Annotated in this window: 16 protein-coding genes; 14 read left to right on the top strand and 2 right to left on the bottom strand. The window is 65.8% G+C overall.

Annotated features, from left to right (window positions below; all coding sequences use genetic code 11):
- Positions 1-35: 35 nt before the first annotated feature.
- Entirely contained in the window at positions 36-356 is a 321-nt protein-coding gene (locus ACQR1I_RS30245) for a hypothetical protein (protein ID WP_434869735.1), read from the bottom strand.
- Between the two features lie 340 nt (positions 357-696).
- Between ACQR1I_RS30245 and ACQR1I_RS30240 the strand changes: the two genes are divergently transcribed.
- Positions 697-1,887, top strand: coding sequence for a serine hydrolase domain-containing protein (locus tag ACQR1I_RS30240; RefSeq protein WP_434869734.1), 1,191 nt, complete (start codon positions 697-699; stop codon positions 1,885-1,887).
- A 368-nt stretch (positions 1,888-2,255) separates the two neighbouring features.
- Here ACQR1I_RS30240 and ACQR1I_RS30235 read toward each other — a convergent pair whose 3' ends face one another.
- Positions 2,256-3,257 carry an adenosine kinase gene (locus ACQR1I_RS30235; RefSeq protein ID WP_434869733.1) on the bottom strand — a complete coding sequence of 334 codons (1,002 nt, stop codon included), beginning with the start codon at positions 3,255-3,257 and terminating at the stop codon, positions 2,256-2,258.
- A 70-nt stretch (positions 3,258-3,327) separates the two neighbouring features.
- Between ACQR1I_RS30235 and murJ the strand changes: the two genes are divergently transcribed.
- The 13 genes from murJ to lnt all read left to right on the top strand — a co-directional run bounded on the left by murJ (position 3,328) and on the right by lnt (position 16,025).
- On the top strand, positions 3,328-4,884 hold the full coding sequence (gene murJ, locus ACQR1I_RS30230) for a murein biosynthesis integral membrane protein MurJ (protein ID WP_434869778.1): 1,557 nt from the start codon (positions 3,328-3,330) through the stop codon (positions 4,882-4,884).
- Between the two features lie 48 nt (positions 4,885-4,932).
- Positions 4,933-6,000 (top strand): tryptophan--tRNA ligase, encoded by a 1,068-nt coding sequence (gene trpS, locus ACQR1I_RS30225; RefSeq protein ID WP_434869732.1) that lies wholly within the window; start codon positions 4,933-4,935, stop codon positions 5,998-6,000.
- Between the two features lie 120 nt (positions 6,001-6,120).
- A complete protein-coding gene (locus ACQR1I_RS30220) occupies positions 6,121-6,615 on the top strand; it encodes a universal stress protein (RefSeq protein ID WP_434869731.1) in 495 nt (164 codons plus the stop codon).
- Between the two features lie 109 nt (positions 6,616-6,724).
- Positions 6,725-7,294, top strand: coding sequence for a NifU family protein (locus ACQR1I_RS30215; RefSeq protein WP_434869730.1), 570 nt, complete (start codon positions 6,725-6,727; stop codon positions 7,292-7,294).
- 490 nt (positions 7,295-7,784) lie between these two features.
- On the top strand, positions 7,785-8,486 hold the full coding sequence (tsaB, locus tag ACQR1I_RS30210; RefSeq protein ID WP_434869729.1) for a tRNA (adenosine(37)-N6)-threonylcarbamoyltransferase complex dimerization subunit type 1 TsaB: 702 nt from the start codon (positions 7,785-7,787) through the stop codon (positions 8,484-8,486).
- Positions 8,483-8,965 carry a ribosomal protein S18-alanine N-acetyltransferase gene (rimI, locus tag ACQR1I_RS30205; protein ID WP_434869728.1) on the top strand — a complete coding sequence of 161 codons (483 nt, stop codon included), beginning with the start codon at positions 8,483-8,485 and terminating at the stop codon, positions 8,963-8,965. Before tsaB ends, rimI begins: the two co-directional genes overlap by 4 nt.
- Positions 8,966-9,008: 43 nt before the next feature.
- Positions 9,009-9,461: a Fur family transcriptional regulator gene (locus tag ACQR1I_RS30200; RefSeq protein ID WP_434869727.1), complete on the top strand. Its 453-nt coding sequence runs from the start codon at positions 9,009-9,011 to the stop codon at positions 9,459-9,461.
- Positions 9,454-10,173: an HAD family hydrolase gene (locus ACQR1I_RS30195; RefSeq protein ID WP_434869726.1), complete on the top strand. Its 720-nt coding sequence runs from the start codon at positions 9,454-9,456 to the stop codon at positions 10,171-10,173. The genes ACQR1I_RS30200 and ACQR1I_RS30195 overlap by 8 nt, the downstream gene beginning before the upstream one ends.
- Positions 10,174-10,227: 54 nt before the next feature.
- Positions 10,228-11,625, top strand: a complete 1,398-nt coding sequence (gene miaB / locus ACQR1I_RS30190; RefSeq protein ID WP_434869725.1) for a tRNA (N6-isopentenyl adenosine(37)-C2)-methylthiotransferase MiaB — start codon at positions 10,228-10,230, stop codon at positions 11,623-11,625.
- Positions 11,626-11,689: 64 nt separating this feature from the next.
- Positions 11,690-12,667, top strand: coding sequence for a PhoH family protein (locus ACQR1I_RS30185; protein ID WP_434869724.1), 978 nt, complete (start codon positions 11,690-11,692; stop codon positions 12,665-12,667).
- 63 nt (positions 12,668-12,730) lie between these two features.
- Positions 12,731-13,240 (top strand): rRNA maturation RNase YbeY, encoded by a 510-nt coding sequence (gene ybeY / locus ACQR1I_RS30180; RefSeq protein WP_434869723.1) that lies wholly within the window; start codon positions 12,731-12,733, stop codon positions 13,238-13,240.
- A gap of 2 nt (positions 13,241-13,242) precedes the next feature.
- Positions 13,243-14,415, top strand: coding sequence for a hemolysin family protein (locus ACQR1I_RS30175; protein WP_434869722.1), 1,173 nt, complete (start codon positions 13,243-13,245; stop codon positions 14,413-14,415).
- A complete protein-coding gene (gene lnt, locus ACQR1I_RS30170) occupies positions 14,412-16,025 on the top strand; it encodes an apolipoprotein N-acyltransferase (protein ID WP_434869721.1) in 1,614 nt (537 codons plus the stop codon). Before ACQR1I_RS30175 ends, lnt begins: the two co-directional genes overlap by 4 nt.
- The last annotated feature ends 126 nt before the right edge of the window (positions 16,026-16,151 follow it).

The raw sequence follows: 16,151 nt of genomic DNA, 5'->3' as shown, positions 1-16,151 counted from the left end.
ATGCGGCGCCCGCCCGACAGCCGTTCAGCGCGGCCTCAGGCCGCGCCGCTCATGTAGGTCTCGCGACGGCCGATCATGCGCTCCGCGGCAACCTTGGCATCGGCCTTGGTGGAGGTCGCGCAGGTCCGGTATTCGAGATCGGGCATGTTGGCGGGATCGCGGCGGCCAAACCACGATTTCTGGCCAACAGTGAGCGACGCCAGGGCCTGAGCGACGTTGTCGACTGCGCCGAAAGAGTGCAGCGCGCCGGTCGCCGCCACGCGGACCTCGTAGATTCCCGGGGTAATCGGAGCCTCAATGTTGTCACCGCGACCCGGCCGCGGATACCGCTTCCACTCACTCCACGTCGTAATCATATCGCCCCCAAGGCGGACGTTGCCGCCAATACATGTCGTTCGGCCGAAAATGGCCGGTTGTTGAACCCTTTAAGGCAGAAATGGTTGCAACTCACAACAGTCCGAAGCCCGTGGCGGGAACATGGCGTCCATGTGCCGGACTCGCGGCTGAGTGGAACTAATCATGATTCTCTAAAAATTTTGAAGCGCTGTGGCATCCGCGGCGACGTTCTCCCGCCTGTCTGTGTTCGCGCCGCATCATCACGAGATCGCGACCGCCCGCGACAGCGGCGATCCTTGCTGCCCGGGCAGGCTCAGGGAACAATCACGTACCGTCAACAAGAACGGAACGGAGGAGTCCATGAGCAAGACCGAGATCGACAGCGTGCTGCGGCAGAAGGCGGATGCCCGTGAAATCCCGGGTGTCGTCGCCGTCGCGGCGGACAGCAACGGCATCATCTACGAAGGCGCGTTCGGCAAGCGCGACCTCGGCCGCGACGATCCGATGACCACCGACAGCGTGTTCTGGATCGCATCGATGACCAAGGCGATCACCTGCGCCGCCGGCATGCAGTTGGTCGAGCAGGGCCGGCTGTCGCTCGACGCGCCGATCGGCCAGGTGCTGCCGGATCTCGCCGCGCCGAAGGTGCTGGACGGCTTCGATACCCAGGGCGAGCCGATCCTGCGGCCGGCCAGGACCGCGATCACCTTGCGCCATCTGATGACCCACACCGCCGGCTTCTGCTACGATATGTGGAACGGCGACATGGCGACCTATATGCAGAAGGCCGGCACGCCGGGCATCATCACCTGCAAGAACGACGCGCTGAAACTGCCGCTCGCCTCCGATCCCGGTACGCGCTGGGAATATGGCGTCAACATCGACTTCGTCGGCAAGGCAGTCGAGGCCGCGAGCGGACAGAAGCTCGACGCCTACTTGCGTGACAATCTGTTCGCGCCGCTCGGCATGGACGACACCGGCTTCAAGCTCGGCGCCTCGCAGCGCGCGCGCCTGGTCGGCATGCATGCCCGCGGCGAGGACGGCAGCCTGGCGCCGATCCCGTTCGAGCTCGAACAGGAGCCGGAATTTCACATGGGCGGCGGCGGCCTCTACGGCACGGCCGGCGACTACATCCGCTTCACCCGCATGATCCTCAACAGCGGCCGCGGCAACGGCAACCAGGTGCTGAAGCCGGAGACGGTCGCGGCGATGCGCGACAATCACATCGGCGAACTCGAGATGACCCGGATGCCCTCGGTCGCGCTGGCCTACACCAACGACGTCGATCTCTATCCTGATATCGTCAAGAAGTGGGGCCTCAGCTTCATGATCACCACGGCGCAGACACCCGAGGGTCGCAGCGCCGGCAGCCTCGCCTGGGCCGGCCTCGCCAACACCTACTACTGGATCGATCCGGCGCGGGACGTCACCGGCGTGATCCTGATGCAGCTGCTGCCGTTCGCCGACAGGCTGTGCCTGGAGACCTTCACGGGCTTCGAGCGCGGCGTCTATGCCGGGCTGGATGCCGCGGGAGGAAAGAAGGCGGCGTGATGATGTGAGGGCCTGCGGAGGCGGATGATCGACGGGTCAATCCGCCTCCGAAGCGGCCAACTATGTTCAGGTCGCCAACTAACAACTAATACTGAGTTAGCGTCGGGACAGTTCGCGCGCTTGAAAGTTGGATTCGGGCTGTTGCGATTCGGACGGTACCCTCCCTCGCCCCGTTCTTCACGGGGAGAGGGTTGGGGTGAGGGGCAGCCGCGCGAGAAGTGTTCGTGGAGAGACCTGCCCCTCACCCGGATCGCATCTGACGATGCGATCCGACATCTCCCCGCCCTAGCGAAGCTTCGCTTCGCCCTGGCGGGGCGAGGTAAGAGGCACCGAGCAAGCGGCGCCACCGAGTCTGCTCCAGACGTCAGCTACACCTTCAGCCCGTTCTGCGCCGCGAGCTCCTTCAGCGACACCTGCGGCCTCGCGCCGATGTGCTGGATCACCTCGGCCGCCGCCAAGCCGCCAAGCTTTCCAGCGATCTCGTAGCCGGTCTTGCGCACCAGGCCGAACAGAAAGCCGGCGGCGAACAGGTCGCCCGCGCCGGTGGTGTCGACAAGCGCGTCGATCGGATGCGCCGGCACCGTGATGATGCCGTCGTTCGACACCACGACGCAGCCCTTGTCGCTGCGGGTGACGATGCCGAGCGTGGCGTCTTCGCGGAGCTGCTTCAGCGCACCGTCGAAATCTGAGGTCTGGTACAACGAATGCAGCTCGGCCTCGTTGGCGAACACGACGTCGGCGGTGCCGCCCCGCAACAGGTCGAGAAACTCCTCGCGATACCGGTCGACGCAGAACGAATCCGACAAGGTCAGCGCCACTTCGCGTCCCGCGTCATGCGCGATCGTCGCCGCCTTAACGAACGCGTCCTTCGCATCCTTCGGGTCCCAGAGATAACCTTCCAGATAGACGATGCGCGCGGCCGCAATCTGCGCGGGATCGATGTCCGCCGGTGTCAAGTTCTGCGCAGCGCCGAGATAGGTGTTCATGGTGCGCTCGCCGTCCGGCGTCACCAGAATGTAGCTGCAGCCCGTGGCTGGGCCATCCACAGCCGGGGCGGTGTCGAAGGCGACGCCGGCGGCGCGGATGTCGTGCGCATACATGCGGCCGATCTGGTCGTCCTTGACCTTGCCCACGTAAGCGGCACGCGCGCCGAGGCTCGCAAGACCGACGATGGTGTTGGCGGCCGAGCCGCCGGACATTTCGGTGGCTGGTCCCATGTCACGGTAAATCGCGGCCGCACGCGCCTCGTCGATCAGCGCCATGCCGCCCTTGGTCATGCCATGCTTGGCGAGAAAGGCCTCGTCGGCCTGCACCAGCACGTCGAAAATGGCGTTGCCGATCCCGAGAACATCGTATTTCGCGTCAGTCATCCACTGGCCCCGTTTACGGCGTTTTGCAAACGCTGCGGCCTATCACAAGCGGCGCTGCTATAGAAGCCTGATGATCCGCTCATTCGTGACTGTGCTCTCAGGAACACTCGCCTCGCGCCTGCTCGGCTTCATCAGGGACGCGCTGATGGCAGCTCTGCTGGGCGCCGGGCCGGTTGCGGATGCCTTTCTCGCAGCGTTTCAACTCGTCAACGTCATCAGGCGATTGCTCACCGAGGGCGCGCTCAACGCAGCGTTGGTCCCGGCATGGCTGCGAATATACCAGCAGGCCGGCACAAATCAGGCGGCAGCCTTCGCCGGGCGCGTGCTCGGCACGGTCAGCGTGGGCCTGCTTGCAGCGACGCTCGTGCTCGCGGCTCTGATGCCGCTCGCGATGACCGTGCTCGCGCCCGGTTTTGCCGGTGAAGAGACGCTCACCTTGGCGGTGAGCAATGCCAGGCTTATGCTGCCTTATCTCGCCTTCGCCGGCCCCTCCACCGTGCTGCTCGCGCTCTCCAGCGCGCAGAGGCGCTTTGCCTTGACGGCCTTCGCACCATTGCTGTTCAACGTCGCGCTGATCGCGATGACGATCGTGCTGCTGGTGCAACATCAGGATCCGCCGCGCTCAGCGCTGCTGCTCGCCACCACCATCGGCGTCGCCGGACTGCTGCAACTCGCGATCCTGGCGCAGCGCCGCCGTGGCGCCACCGTCGCGTGGCCGATCCGCCTATCGGTCGACGCCGAGATGCGCAGCTTCTTCGGCAAGGCCCTGCCCGGCATGGTGGCCAGCGCCGCCCCACAACTGCTCGCCGTCGGTGGCGCGATCATCGCCTCCGCCACGCCGTCGGCCGTGTCGTGGCTGTACTTCGCCAACCGGCTGATCGAACTGCCGCTCGGCCTGGTCGGCGTCGCGATGGGCACTGTGCTGGTACCGGAGTTGACCCGCGCGCTGCACGCCGGTGACAGCGAGGCGCTGGCCGACGTGCAATCGCGCGGACTCGAGCTCACGATCGGACTCGCGCTGCCCGCAAGCCTGGGCCTCATCATTCTGAACGAGCCGGTCGTTCGTTTGCTGTTCGAACACGGTGCATTCACACGCGCCGATGCGATGGCGACGGCGCAGGTGCTGAGCTGGCTCGCGGCCGCGCTGCCCGCACAGGTACTGACCAAGGCGCTACAGCCTGCTTTCTTTGCGCGCGAAGATACAAGGACGCCGCTGCACGCCACGCTGATCGGATGCGCGACGGCGATCGCGCTCGCGTTCCTGCTGGCCCAGCCTTTCGGCGCCGCCGGCATCGCAGCCGGACTGGCGCTCGGCGCCTGGGCCAACGCCGCGGTCCTGATCCGGCGCGGTACCGCCAGCTTCGGCTTCGCGCTGTCGCGCGCATCGCGCAGCCGCCTGCCGCGCATCGTACTGGCGGCTGCCATCATGGGCGCCGCCCTGTGGGCCGTGGCGACCCGGCTCGGTCAATTCTCGGACAGCCATGCCGGCGCCGCCGCTCTGCTCGCGGCTTTGATCGGGGGCGCCATCGTGCTGTATGCCGCGCTTCTGACGGTCCTCGGCGTGGTGAGCTGGCGTGAGACGGTCAGGGCGATCCGGCAGCGGCCCGCCCGCGACTTGCACCTTTAAGGCGCTCGTGCCAAACGACGCACCAAATCCAACATCGGAACAGTGACCATGGCCTTCGTGGAACGGGTTTTCTCGGGCGTCCAGCCGACCGGCAACCTGCATCTCGGCAACTATCTCGGCGCGATCGTCAATTTCGTGAAGATGCAGGAGACGCACAACTGCATCTATTGCGTCGTCGACATGCACGCGATCACGATGCCGATCGACGTCTGGGGCGGTCCGGCCGAGCTCGCGCGCAACACCCGCGAGGTCACGGCCGCGTTCATCGCCGCCGGCATCGATCCGAAGAAGCACATCGTGTTCAACCAGAGCCAGGTCTCGGGCCACGCCGAGCTCGCCTGGATCTTCAACTGCGTTGCCCGCATCGGCTGGCTGAACCGCATGACGCAGTTCAAGGAGAAGGCCGGCAAGGACCGCGAGAATGCGTCGGTGGGTCTGTACGACTACCCGGTGCTGATGGCGGCCGACATCCTGCTGTATCGCGCCACCCATGTTCCGGTCGGCGAGGACCAGAAGCAGCATCTCGAACTCTCGCGCGACATCGCGCAGAAGTTCAACAACGACTTCGGCGATGCCATCCGGACGCAGGGCTTCGGTGACGGCCTGTTCTTCCCGCTGCCGGAACCGTTCATCACCGGGCCCGCGACCCGCGTGATGTCGCTGCGCGACGGCACCAAGAAGATGTCGAAGTCGGATGCGTCGGACTACTCGCGCATCAACCTGACCGACGATGCCGACACGATCGCGCAGAAGGTCCGCAAGGCCAAGACCGATCCGGAGCCGCTGCCGAGCGAGGAGAAGGGCCTGGACACGCGTCCCGAGGCCGACAACCTCGTCGGCATCTACGCGGCGCTGTCGGACCGCAGCAAGGCCGAGGTGCTCCGGGATTTCGGCGGCGGCCAGTTCTCCAGCTTCAAGAGCGCGCTGGTCGAGCTGTGCGTCACCAAGCTTGGCCCGATCGCAGCCGAGATGAAGCGGCTGACGGCGGATCCTGGCTATGTCGATTCGGTCCTGGTCGACGGCGGCGAGCGTGCCCAGGCGATCGCGGCGGAGACCATGAAGACGGCGAAGGACATCGTCGGCTTCATTCGCAAGCGCACGCTTCGCGAGCGCTGATCCGGGACGGCTCGGCGCCGCCTGCACCTGCAAATGGAACCTGCGGCCCCTCTCCCCAACGGAGATGGGCTGTGGCAGCATCGCGTCCGCATTGATGCAGCAGCAGGCGGGAACGCGCGAATGGCGGCGCAGCGGCAGAGCTACCAGACCGGCCATGCGCCAAAGGGCCTCGTCGTGGTCGACGACAGTGCGGAATGGGACCGTGCGATCCGCTATGCCGGCCGTTGGGCGCTGCGGTCCGGCGGCCGGATCGTGATGCTGCACGTCATCGAGACCGAGGATCAGAACCAGCAATGGCTGGGCGTCGCCGACCTGATGCGCGCGGAGGCTCAGGACGAAGCCAATGCGGCGCTCGATCAGGCCGCCGCGATGCTGGGCGACATCGGTATTTCGGCACCCGAACGCGTCATCCGGGAGGGCGATCCGACCACGCAGATCCTGGCCACGATCGAGGCCGACAGCGACATCGCGCTGCTGGTGCTCGCCGCGAATTCGGGTCCGGAGGGCCCGGGCCCGCTGGTCACCCACGTCACCAAGACGATCGGCGCCTTCCCTGTTCCCCTGGTGATCGTGCCCGGCGACCTCGCCGACGCCGATATCGACGCCCTGTCATAGGGTTGCTCGGAAAGTGCCGCCCTGATCCTCTTGATCGTGCGCACACCCTTGCCATCTGCTAAGAGACAGCTCACAGGCCGGCCTTGAACCGGCGCTGCCGGAGAAAATCATGTTCATCCAGACTGAAGCCACCCCCAATCCCGCCACCCTGAAGTTCATCCCGGGCCGCGTCGTGCTGCCGGCCGGAACCATGGAGTTCGCGAGCCGCGCTGCCGCGGCGCGCTCCCCGCTGGCCGAGCGCCTGTTCGCCGTCGACGGCGTCGCCGGCGTGTTCTACGGCGGCGACTTCATCACCGTGACCAAGAGCGACGGCGAATGGCAGCACCTGAAGCCGGCGATCCTCGGCGCGATCATGGAGCACTACATGTCGGGTGCGCCGCTGCTCGCCGACGGCAGCGCCGCCAACGACGCCTCCGCCGACGAGGACGACGAGTTCTACGATGAGGCCGACACCGAGACGGTCGGCATGATCAAGGACCTGATCGAGAGCCGCGTGCGCCCAGCGGTCGCCAATGACGGCGGCGACATCACCTTCCGCGGCTTCAAGGACGGCGTCGTCTATCTCAACATGAAGGGCGCCTGCTCCGGCTGCCCGTCGTCAACCGCCACCCTGCAGCACGGCATTCAGAACCTGCTGAAGCATTTCGTGCCGGAAGTGGTCGAAGTCCGGCCGATGTGAAGAGGGGCGAGTAGCGAATAGGGAGTGGCGAATACAAGCTTCGCCATTCGCTGCTCGCGTCCAGACGAGATCCACCACGTGTTTGCGAGTGCGGCCGGCCGTGCGTCGGCCGGCTCCCGAGACCGAGTGACGACTGACGACCACGTGCCAGAAGCACTCTCTTGCTTCGGACGGGCGCTGATCAGCACCCCGCATGAGTTGCGGAAGCCGCCCAAGAGAACGCGTGCACGGCTGCTGCCGAAAACACCGTCAAAGCGCGCCCTTCACGGCCGGCGGATGATCCTGCGGACGCCCGCCCGACCGCATGGCCTGAGGACAATTTGGACGGACCCGGAAAGATTTGCTTGAACGGGCGCTGATTCAGTAACTTAGCTTCTTGATGAGTGCGCGCTGATGCGTTGGCCCTGACGCGGCTGGCGGACAACGGCAACTGACTTTATCAAGGTACCTCAAGCGTTTTTTCCGACCTCATTCACACGAACCCGACCGGATGTTGATACTCGCGATCGATACGGCCTTGGACCATTGCGCGGCCGCTGTCCTGGATGCCGCCACCGCCGAGATGCGGGCGCAGGAGACGCTGCCGATGAAGCGCGGTCACGCCGAGGCGTTGATGCCGCTGCTCGCCGGCGTGATGCGGCAATCCGGCATCGGCTTTCCCGATCTCGACCGGATCGCGGTGACGACCGGGCCCGGAAGCTTCACGGGGCTGCGGGTCGGCCTCTCCGCCGCCCGCGGCATCGCGCTGGCGGCTCACAAGCCGGTGGTCGGCGTCACCACGCTATCAGCCTATGCGGCGCCGGTTGTCAGCGAGGATCGCGACAACCCCGTGATCTCGGTGATCGATGCCCGGCACGATCATCTCTACTATCAGGTCGTGAGCGGCAGCGGCGATGAGCTGATCGCACCGCAGGTTGCGGCCATCGACGACGTCCTCGCCGCCGCCCGTTTCGGCGCACCGCACCTCGTCGGCAATGCTGCGGCAATCCTGGCCGAGCGCTGGCCCGGTGAAGCTGCCGCACCGGTCGCGGTCCACACCCAAGCCGGCCCCGACATCGCCTGGGTCGCCTGGCTCGGGGCTGCCGCGGATCCCGCGCAGGCTCCGGCGCGGCCGTTCTATCTGCGCGCGCCCGACGTCAAGCCGCCCGCCAACGCGCCGCGCGAACCGGCCCAGACGTCCGTATCCTCATGAACATGCTGTTCCGGTGGCTCGGCCGCTCCAAGCCCTCGATCGAGGCAGCCTCGCCGCGCGATGCCGCCCGGCTCGCTCAGATCCACGCCGCCTCGTTTCACCGCGGCTGGGGCGAGGGCGAGTTCGAGACGATGCTGGCCGAGCGGAACACCCTGATCCATCGGCTGCGGCTCGGGCGCAAGCTGGCGGGCTTCATCGTGTCGCGCATCGGGGCGGACGAGGCCGAAATTTTGTCCGTCGCACTTGACCCAAATCAGCGCGGCCGCGGATTTTCTCGTGATCTGCTGCTCGTGCATCTCGGGCACCTGGCGGGGCGCGGCGTCCGGACGGTTTTCCTCGAGGTCGAGGAAAACAACCAGCCGGCTCGCCGACTCTATGAACGCGCCGGATTTGCGACCGTCGGGCGGCGGGAGCGCTATTACCTTCAGCCTGGCGGAGAACAGTTGAATGCGCTTCTGATGCGCCGGGACTTGTCGTAACCTGCGCTTGGTGGCAGAAAGCGCATCCTTGAGGCGAGATACCATGACTTCCTTGAAAACACCGCCGGCGCTGGGTTCCTCCGGAATCGAGGCGCGATGTGCCGCGACCGGCATGCGCATGACCGAACAGCGCCGGGTGATCGCCCGCGTGCTCGCCGATTCCACCGATCATCCCGACGTCGAAGAGTTGTACCGGCGCTGCGTCGCGGTGGACGACAAGATCTCGATCTCGACGGTCTATCGGACCGTAAAGCTGTTCGAGGATGCCGGCATCATCGAGCGCCACGATTTCCGCGAAGGTCGCGCCCGCTACGAGCAGATGCGCGACAGCCATCATGACCACCTGATCAATCTGCGCGACGGCAAGGTGATCGAGTTCACCTCGGAGGAGATCGAGAAGCTGCAGGCCGAGATCGCCCGCAAGCTCGGCTACAAGCTCGTCGACCACCGGCTCGAGCTTTATTGCGTGCCGCTCGACGAAGAGACGAATGGCTGATCCGGCGCGGCCTTCCAGCTTCGATCTCGTCATTTTCGATTGTGATGGCGTGCTCGTCGACAGCGAGGTGATCTCCTGTCAGGCGCACGCCGATGTGCTTAGCCTGTGCGGCTATCCGATCAGCGCCGACCAGGTGTTCGATCGCTTTCTCGGGCGCTCGTCGAAGCAGGCGACGGCCGAGGTCGAGGCTGAGCTCGGACGCAGCCTGCCGGCCGATTTCAACGCCAAGCTCCAGGACCGCCTGTTTCGCGCCTTCGAGCACGATCTGCATCCGGTCGCCGGCATCATGGACGCACTCGATGCGCTCGACGTGCCGGTATGCGTGGCGTCCTCTGGCTCGCACCAGCGCATGCGCGTCAGCCTCGGCGCGACCCGGCTCTACGATCGTCTCGCCCCGCATATTTTCTCGTCCTCCCAGGTCGAGAACGGCAAGCCGGCGCCCGATCTGTTCCTGTTCGCGGCGGCGCAGATGAACGCCCGGCCCCAAGCCTGCGTGGTCGTTGAGGACAGCCTCGCCGGTATCCGGGGCGGCATCGCCGCCGGCATGACCGTGCTCGGATTCCACGGCGGCAGCCATTGCCGGCCCGGTCATGCGGACAGTCTGCGGGAGGCCGGCGCCACGCTGGTTTTCGACGATATGCGGCAATTGCCAATCATTCTCAGCAAGCTCGGCGAGAAAGCCGCCCCGCTCGCTGGATTTTCGGCCGCCTAGCCTATATCTGAGCCCGGCGCCAAGGTTGGCGCGCTCCCGACCGCACGCAGGTTCATGACGCCGCGCAAGCTGCACATCAAATCCTATGGCTGCCAGATGAACGTCTACGATGCCCAGCGCATGGTGGACACGCTGGGGCCTGAGGGCTTCGTCGAGACCGCCGACGCCGGCGACGCCGACCTGGTGATCCTCAACACCTGCCACATCCGCGAGAAGGCCTCCGAAAAGGTCTATTCGGAACTGGGGCGGCTGCGGGTGGCGAAGGAGGAGGCGGCGCGTCACGGCCGCGCGATGCAGATTGCGGTCGCCGGCTGCGTGGCTCAGGCCGAAGGCGCCGAGATCATCGCCCGCGCCCCAACGGTCGACGTCGTAGTCGGCCCGCAGAGCTACCATCATCTGCCCGAGCTGCTCGCCCGCGCCAGCCATGGCGATCGCGCGATCGAGACCGAATTCCCGGCCGAGGACAAGTTCGGCTTCCTCGCCAGGCCGAGCCGCGAGGCGATCCGCGCCCGCGGCATCTCCGCCTTCGTCACGGTGCAGGAGGGTTGCGACAAGTTCTGCACCTTCTGCGTGGTGCCGTACACGCGCGGCAGCGAGATGTCGCGGCCGGTGGCGCGCATCCTCGACGACGTGATGCAGCTGACCGAGAGCGGCGTCCGCGAGATCACGTTGATCGGCCAGAACGTCAACGCCTATCACGGCGCCGGCCCCGACGGCCGTTCCTGGACGCTCGGGCAATTGCTGTATCGGATTGCTGAGATTCCGGGCGTGGCGCGCATCCGCTACTCGACCAGCCATCCCAACGACGTCGACGACAGCCTGATCGCAGCGCATCGCGACCTGCCCTGCGTGATGCCGTTCGTGCACCTTCCGGTGCAGTCCGGCTCGGATCGCATTCTCGGCGCCATGAACCGCAAGCACAGCGCAGACGATTACCGCAGAGTTGTCGACCGTTTCCGCGCCGTGCGGCCGGACATTGCATTCTCTTCCGACTTCATCGTCGGGTTCCCCGGCGAGACGGAGGAAGATTTTCGCGCCACCCTCGCGCTGATCGACCAAATCGGCTACGCTGCAGCCTATTCTTTCAAATATTCGCCGCGTCCGGGCACCCCGGCGGCGGACATGCAGGAGATGGTGTCAGCGACCGAGATGGACGAGCGATTGGAGCGCCTCCAGAGCTTGATCGACAGCCAGCAGGCGGCCTTCAACAAGGCCGCGATCGGCTCGGTCGTCGACGTGTTGTTCGAACGCGCCGCGCGCAAGCCCGGTCAGCTGGTCGGACGCACGGCGTATCTGCAGCCGGCTCACGTGATGGCGTCCGACGACATCATCGGCCAGGTTCTTCCGGTGCGCATCGACAGCCTCGAACGTTACAGCCTGCTCGGCGAGCTCGCCACGGCAGGCGCCGCGCCCCGCCCTGAAATTGCATCCCTCATGTCCATCGGAGGCTGAGCACTTGCCCAAGAGCGCATCGGATTCATCTTCCCTCGCTCCCAGCCGCAAGTTCGACCGCGACATGTCCATGCCCCCCGAGACCCAGGTCGTCATCGACTTCGACGACAACCGTGCCGCTTCCGCCCTGGTCGGCCCCTACGGCCAGAACCTGGCTTTGGTCGAGCGCCGCCTCGGCGTGGTCGTGGATTCGCGCGGCAACCACATCACGATCGGCGGCAGCCGCGACGGCTGCGATGCCGCGCGCCGGGTGCTGGAATCCCTGTACGCCCAGGCGGTGAAGGGCCAGGATCTGTCGCAGGGCGACGTCGAAGGCGCGATCCGCGCGGTGGTCGCGCAGGGCTCGCTGTTCGAATTCGACGCCAAGAACGGCAAGAACGCGTTCGAGAGCATCAACCTGCGCAAGCGCCCGGTGCGCGCCCGCACTGCCGCGCAGGATTCCTACATTCGTGCGCTGAAGCGCCATGAGATGGTGTTCGGCATCGGCCCGGCCGGCACCGGCAAGACCTGGCTCGCGGTGGCGCATGCGGCGCAGCTGTTCGAGCGCAAGGAAGTCGATCGCATCATCCTGTCGCGCCCCGCGGTCGAGGCCGGCGAGCGGCTCGGCTTCCTGCCCGGTGATCTGCGCGAGAAGGTCGATCCCTATCTGCGCCCGATCTACGACGCGCTGTACGATCTGATGGATGCCCGTGTCGTCGAACGCGCGCTGCAGGCCGGCGAGATCGAGATCGCGCCGCTCGCCTTCATGCGCGGGCGCACGCTCACCAACGCCGCGATCATTCTCGACGAAGCGCAGAACACGACATCGATGCAGATGAAGATGTTCCTGACGCGTCTCGGCGAGAACAGCCGCATGATCATCACCGGCGACCCGTCGCAGGTCGACCTGCCCAACGGCCAGACGTCGGGGCTCGCCGAGGCCGCGCGCCTGCTCGACGGTGTCGAAGGCATCGCGCAGGTCCGCTTCACCGGCGAGGACGTCATTCGCCACGAATTGGTGGCGCGCATCGTTGCAGCCTATGAGGGCCCGAAGGCCCGCTGACATCGGAGCAAGCTCGCCGATCGGCGCATGCTCTCAGCGCCATCCGCACAGAACTCGACCAGGATGCCACAAAGTCCCATTCCAACCACCGAGGTGATCGTCGCAGCCGACTGCTGGCAGGACCAGCCCGACGCCGAGGACGTCATACATCGCGCCATCAACGCCGCCGCCGAGATGGTCGACGCCGATGTCGGCGACGCCGAGATCGCGGTCATGCTGACGGACGACCAGGGCATCCGCACCTTGAACAGCAATTGGCGCGGCATCGACAAGCCGACCAACGTTCTGTCGTTTCCGGCGCTGCAGCCGACCGGCCCGCGCTCTGACGACGATGCGCCCCGCATGCTCGGCGACATCGCCATCGCCTATGAGACGATGCGGCGCGAGGCCGACGAGGAGCAGAAGCCGTTCGACCACCATCTCAGCCATCTCACCGTGCACGGCTTCCTGCATCTGATCGGTTACGATCACGAGACCGATGACGAGGCCGAGGAGATGGAGGCGCTCGAAACCGAGATCCTCGCCCATCTCGGCATCCCCGATCCCTATGCCGACCGGGAACGGGTGAATTGATCATGGCCGATTCCGAACCCGTCCACGACAATCCGCGCAACACGCGCAATCTTCCGGCCGTGGTGCCGCCGGCCGAGCTCGGCCGCTCGCCGAGCGAGAACTGGCTGTTTCGCGCGCTGCGCAATTTGTTCGGCTGGAAGGGCGGCGGATCGGTGCGCGACGATCTGCAGGTCGTGCTCGATGCCTCGACGCCCGACGACATCGGCTTCTCCGCGGTCGAGCGCACGCTCCTGCGCAACATTCTCGACCTGCATGAGCGCCGGATCGCCGACGTCATGGTGCATCGCGCCGACATCGTCGCCGTCAGGCGCGACATCACGCTCGGCGAACTGATGAGTTTGTTCGAGAGCGCGTCGCATTCGCGTCTCGTCGTCTACAATGACACGCTCGACGATCCCGAGGGCATGGTCCACATCCGCGACCTGCTTGCGTTCACGACCGCCCAGGCCCGGGTCTCGGACGAGGTGAAGGCGCGGCGCAAGAAGCCGCTGCCGGCCGGGCTCGATCTCAAGGCGGTCGATCTGTCGATGCCGCTGTTCGAAGCCAACATCATACGCAAGCTGTTGTACGTGCCGCCGTCGATGCGCGCGATCGACCTCTTGGCGCAGATGCAGGCCTCGCGCATCCATCTCGCGCTGGTCGTCGACGAATATGGCGGCACCGACGGGCTGGTCTCGATCGAGGACATCGTCGAGCAGATCGTCGGCGAGATCGACGACGAGCATGACAATGACGAGCCGCCGGCGATCATGCGCCAAACCGACAATGCCTTCATCGCCGACGCGCGTGCCAGCCTCGAGGACGTGCGCCGGGTGATCGGCGAGGAGTTCGTCACCGGCGAGGCCGGCGAAGGCGTCGAGACGCTCGGCGGCTATCTGGTCAACCATGTCGGCCGGCTGCCGGTGCGCGGCGAGCTGATCTCCGGCCCCGGCGATTTCGAGGTCGAGGTGCTGGATGCCGATCCGCGCCGCGTCAAGCGGCTGCGCATCGCGCCACGCAAGGAGCGTCCCACGCCGCGGCCGCCGCGCGAGAGCCGGCGGCGCGAAGCTGCAGCGGACGTCACGCCGCCGGAGGCGAGCCTTCCGGCCGAGCCGGCCCCGCCGGCCGACCCCGGTCCGGTGCCCAGCCGCGACGACAGCATCCCGCCACAAGGCGACGGAGCCAGCTCACAGTGAACAGCCCTTCAAAGATTCGCGGCCTCGCGCTTGGCATTGTGCTGGCCTGGGGCTGGAAGCGCGCGGCCATCGCGCTGGCCGCCGGAGCCCTCTCCTCGCTGGCCATGGCGCCGTTCAACGCCTGGCCGGTGCTGGCAATCACCTTTCCGGTCGTGGTTTGGCTGATCGACGGCGCCGCCGCCGGACGCCGGCGCGGACTCCCCGCGGCCGCCCTCGCCGGCTTCTGCTTCGGCATGGGCTATTTCGTCCCTGGCCTGTACTGGATCGGCAATGCCTTCCTGGTCGACGCCGACACCTTCGCCTGGCTGATGCCGTTCGCCGTGCTCGGCCTGCCGGCCTATCTCGCGCTTTTTCCCGCGCTCGGCTTCGCCTTGGCGCGGTTGATCTGGACACAGGATGCAACCCGAATTCTCGCACTTGCGGTGTGCCTGACGGCCAGCGAATGGCTGCGCGGCCACGTCCTGACCGGTTTCCCCTGGAATACGTTCGGCTATGCCCTGTCGCAGCCGCTGGCGTTGGCGCAGTCCGCTTCCGTGATCGGACTTTGGGGCATGACGTTGCTGACGATCGCGATCTTCGCCAGCCCGGCCGTGCTGATCGACGGCAAGCGCTGGCGTGACGGCTTGCGTGTGCCGGCCGGTGCGGCCGTCCTGCTCGTCGTGATGGGCGTATTCGGCGCGATCAGGCTGGCCCAGCAGCCGACCGCTTTGGTCCGCGATCTCAAGCTGCGGATCATGCAGCCGAACCTGCAGCAGGACGTCAAATTCAATTATGGCGCCAAGGCCGACGTGATGCGGCGCTATCTGACCCTGTCGGACCGCGCCTCCGGTCCGAACGCCAACGGCGTCCGCGACACCAACATCCTGATCTGGCCGGAATCCGCGTTCCCGTTCTTCCTGACCCGTGAAGCGGACGCGATGCGGCAGATTGCTGACCTGCTGTCTCCCGGCACGGTGCTGATCACCGGTTCGGTGCGCGCACCGGACGGACCGCGCAACGTCCCGGTCACCCGCGCCTACAATTCGATCTATGTCATCGATCACGACGGCAGCGTGCTGTCGGTCTACGACAAGCTCCATCTGGTCCCGTTCGGCGAGTATCTCCCGTACCAATCCGCACTGGAACGGATCGGCCTGGAGCAGTTGACGCGGCTGCAAGGTGGCTTTATTGCAGGCACGACGCGTCGCAACCTGGACGTGTTGCACGCACCGCGTGTTCTTCCTTTGATCTGCTACGAAGCAATTTTTCCGAGTGACAGCGCTGTCAACAACGAGGAACGGCCCGGTTGGATCGTCAACCTCACGAATGATGGCTGGTTCGGCATCTCGACGGGTCCTCATCAGCATCTGCAGCAGGCGCAGTGGCGTGCGATCGAACAAGGACTTCCATTAGTTCGATCTGCGAACACTGGAATCTCAGCAGTGATCGATCCCGTTGGTCGTATCATCGCGCAATTGCCGCTGGGCGCAGAGGGAATTCTCGATTCGGCATTGCCCGTCGCGTTGCCGCCGACGGTCTACGCCAAGGCTGGTGATATTCCGGCCATCATCCTGTTAGTGATCGCCCTGAGCACGGTTGTGCGCCGACGTGTTGCCAAAAAGCTTCCCTGACGCTGCCAAATTTGGATTCTTTCCGCTGCCGTAATATTTTTTTTGACAAGCAAAACTCCAAGTGTTGACAGATAGCTGCTGCAATTCGCATTCTCGCGCGGCAGCATGAAGCCGCTCAGTTTGTTG

Source organism: Bradyrhizobium sp. HKCCYLS2038 (assembly GCF_051167655.1).
Lineage (GTDB): Bacteria > Pseudomonadota > Alphaproteobacteria > Rhizobiales > Xanthobacteraceae > Bradyrhizobium.
Note: the sequence above shows the minus strand (reverse complement) of the source record. Positions and strands in the feature narration are given on the sequence as shown.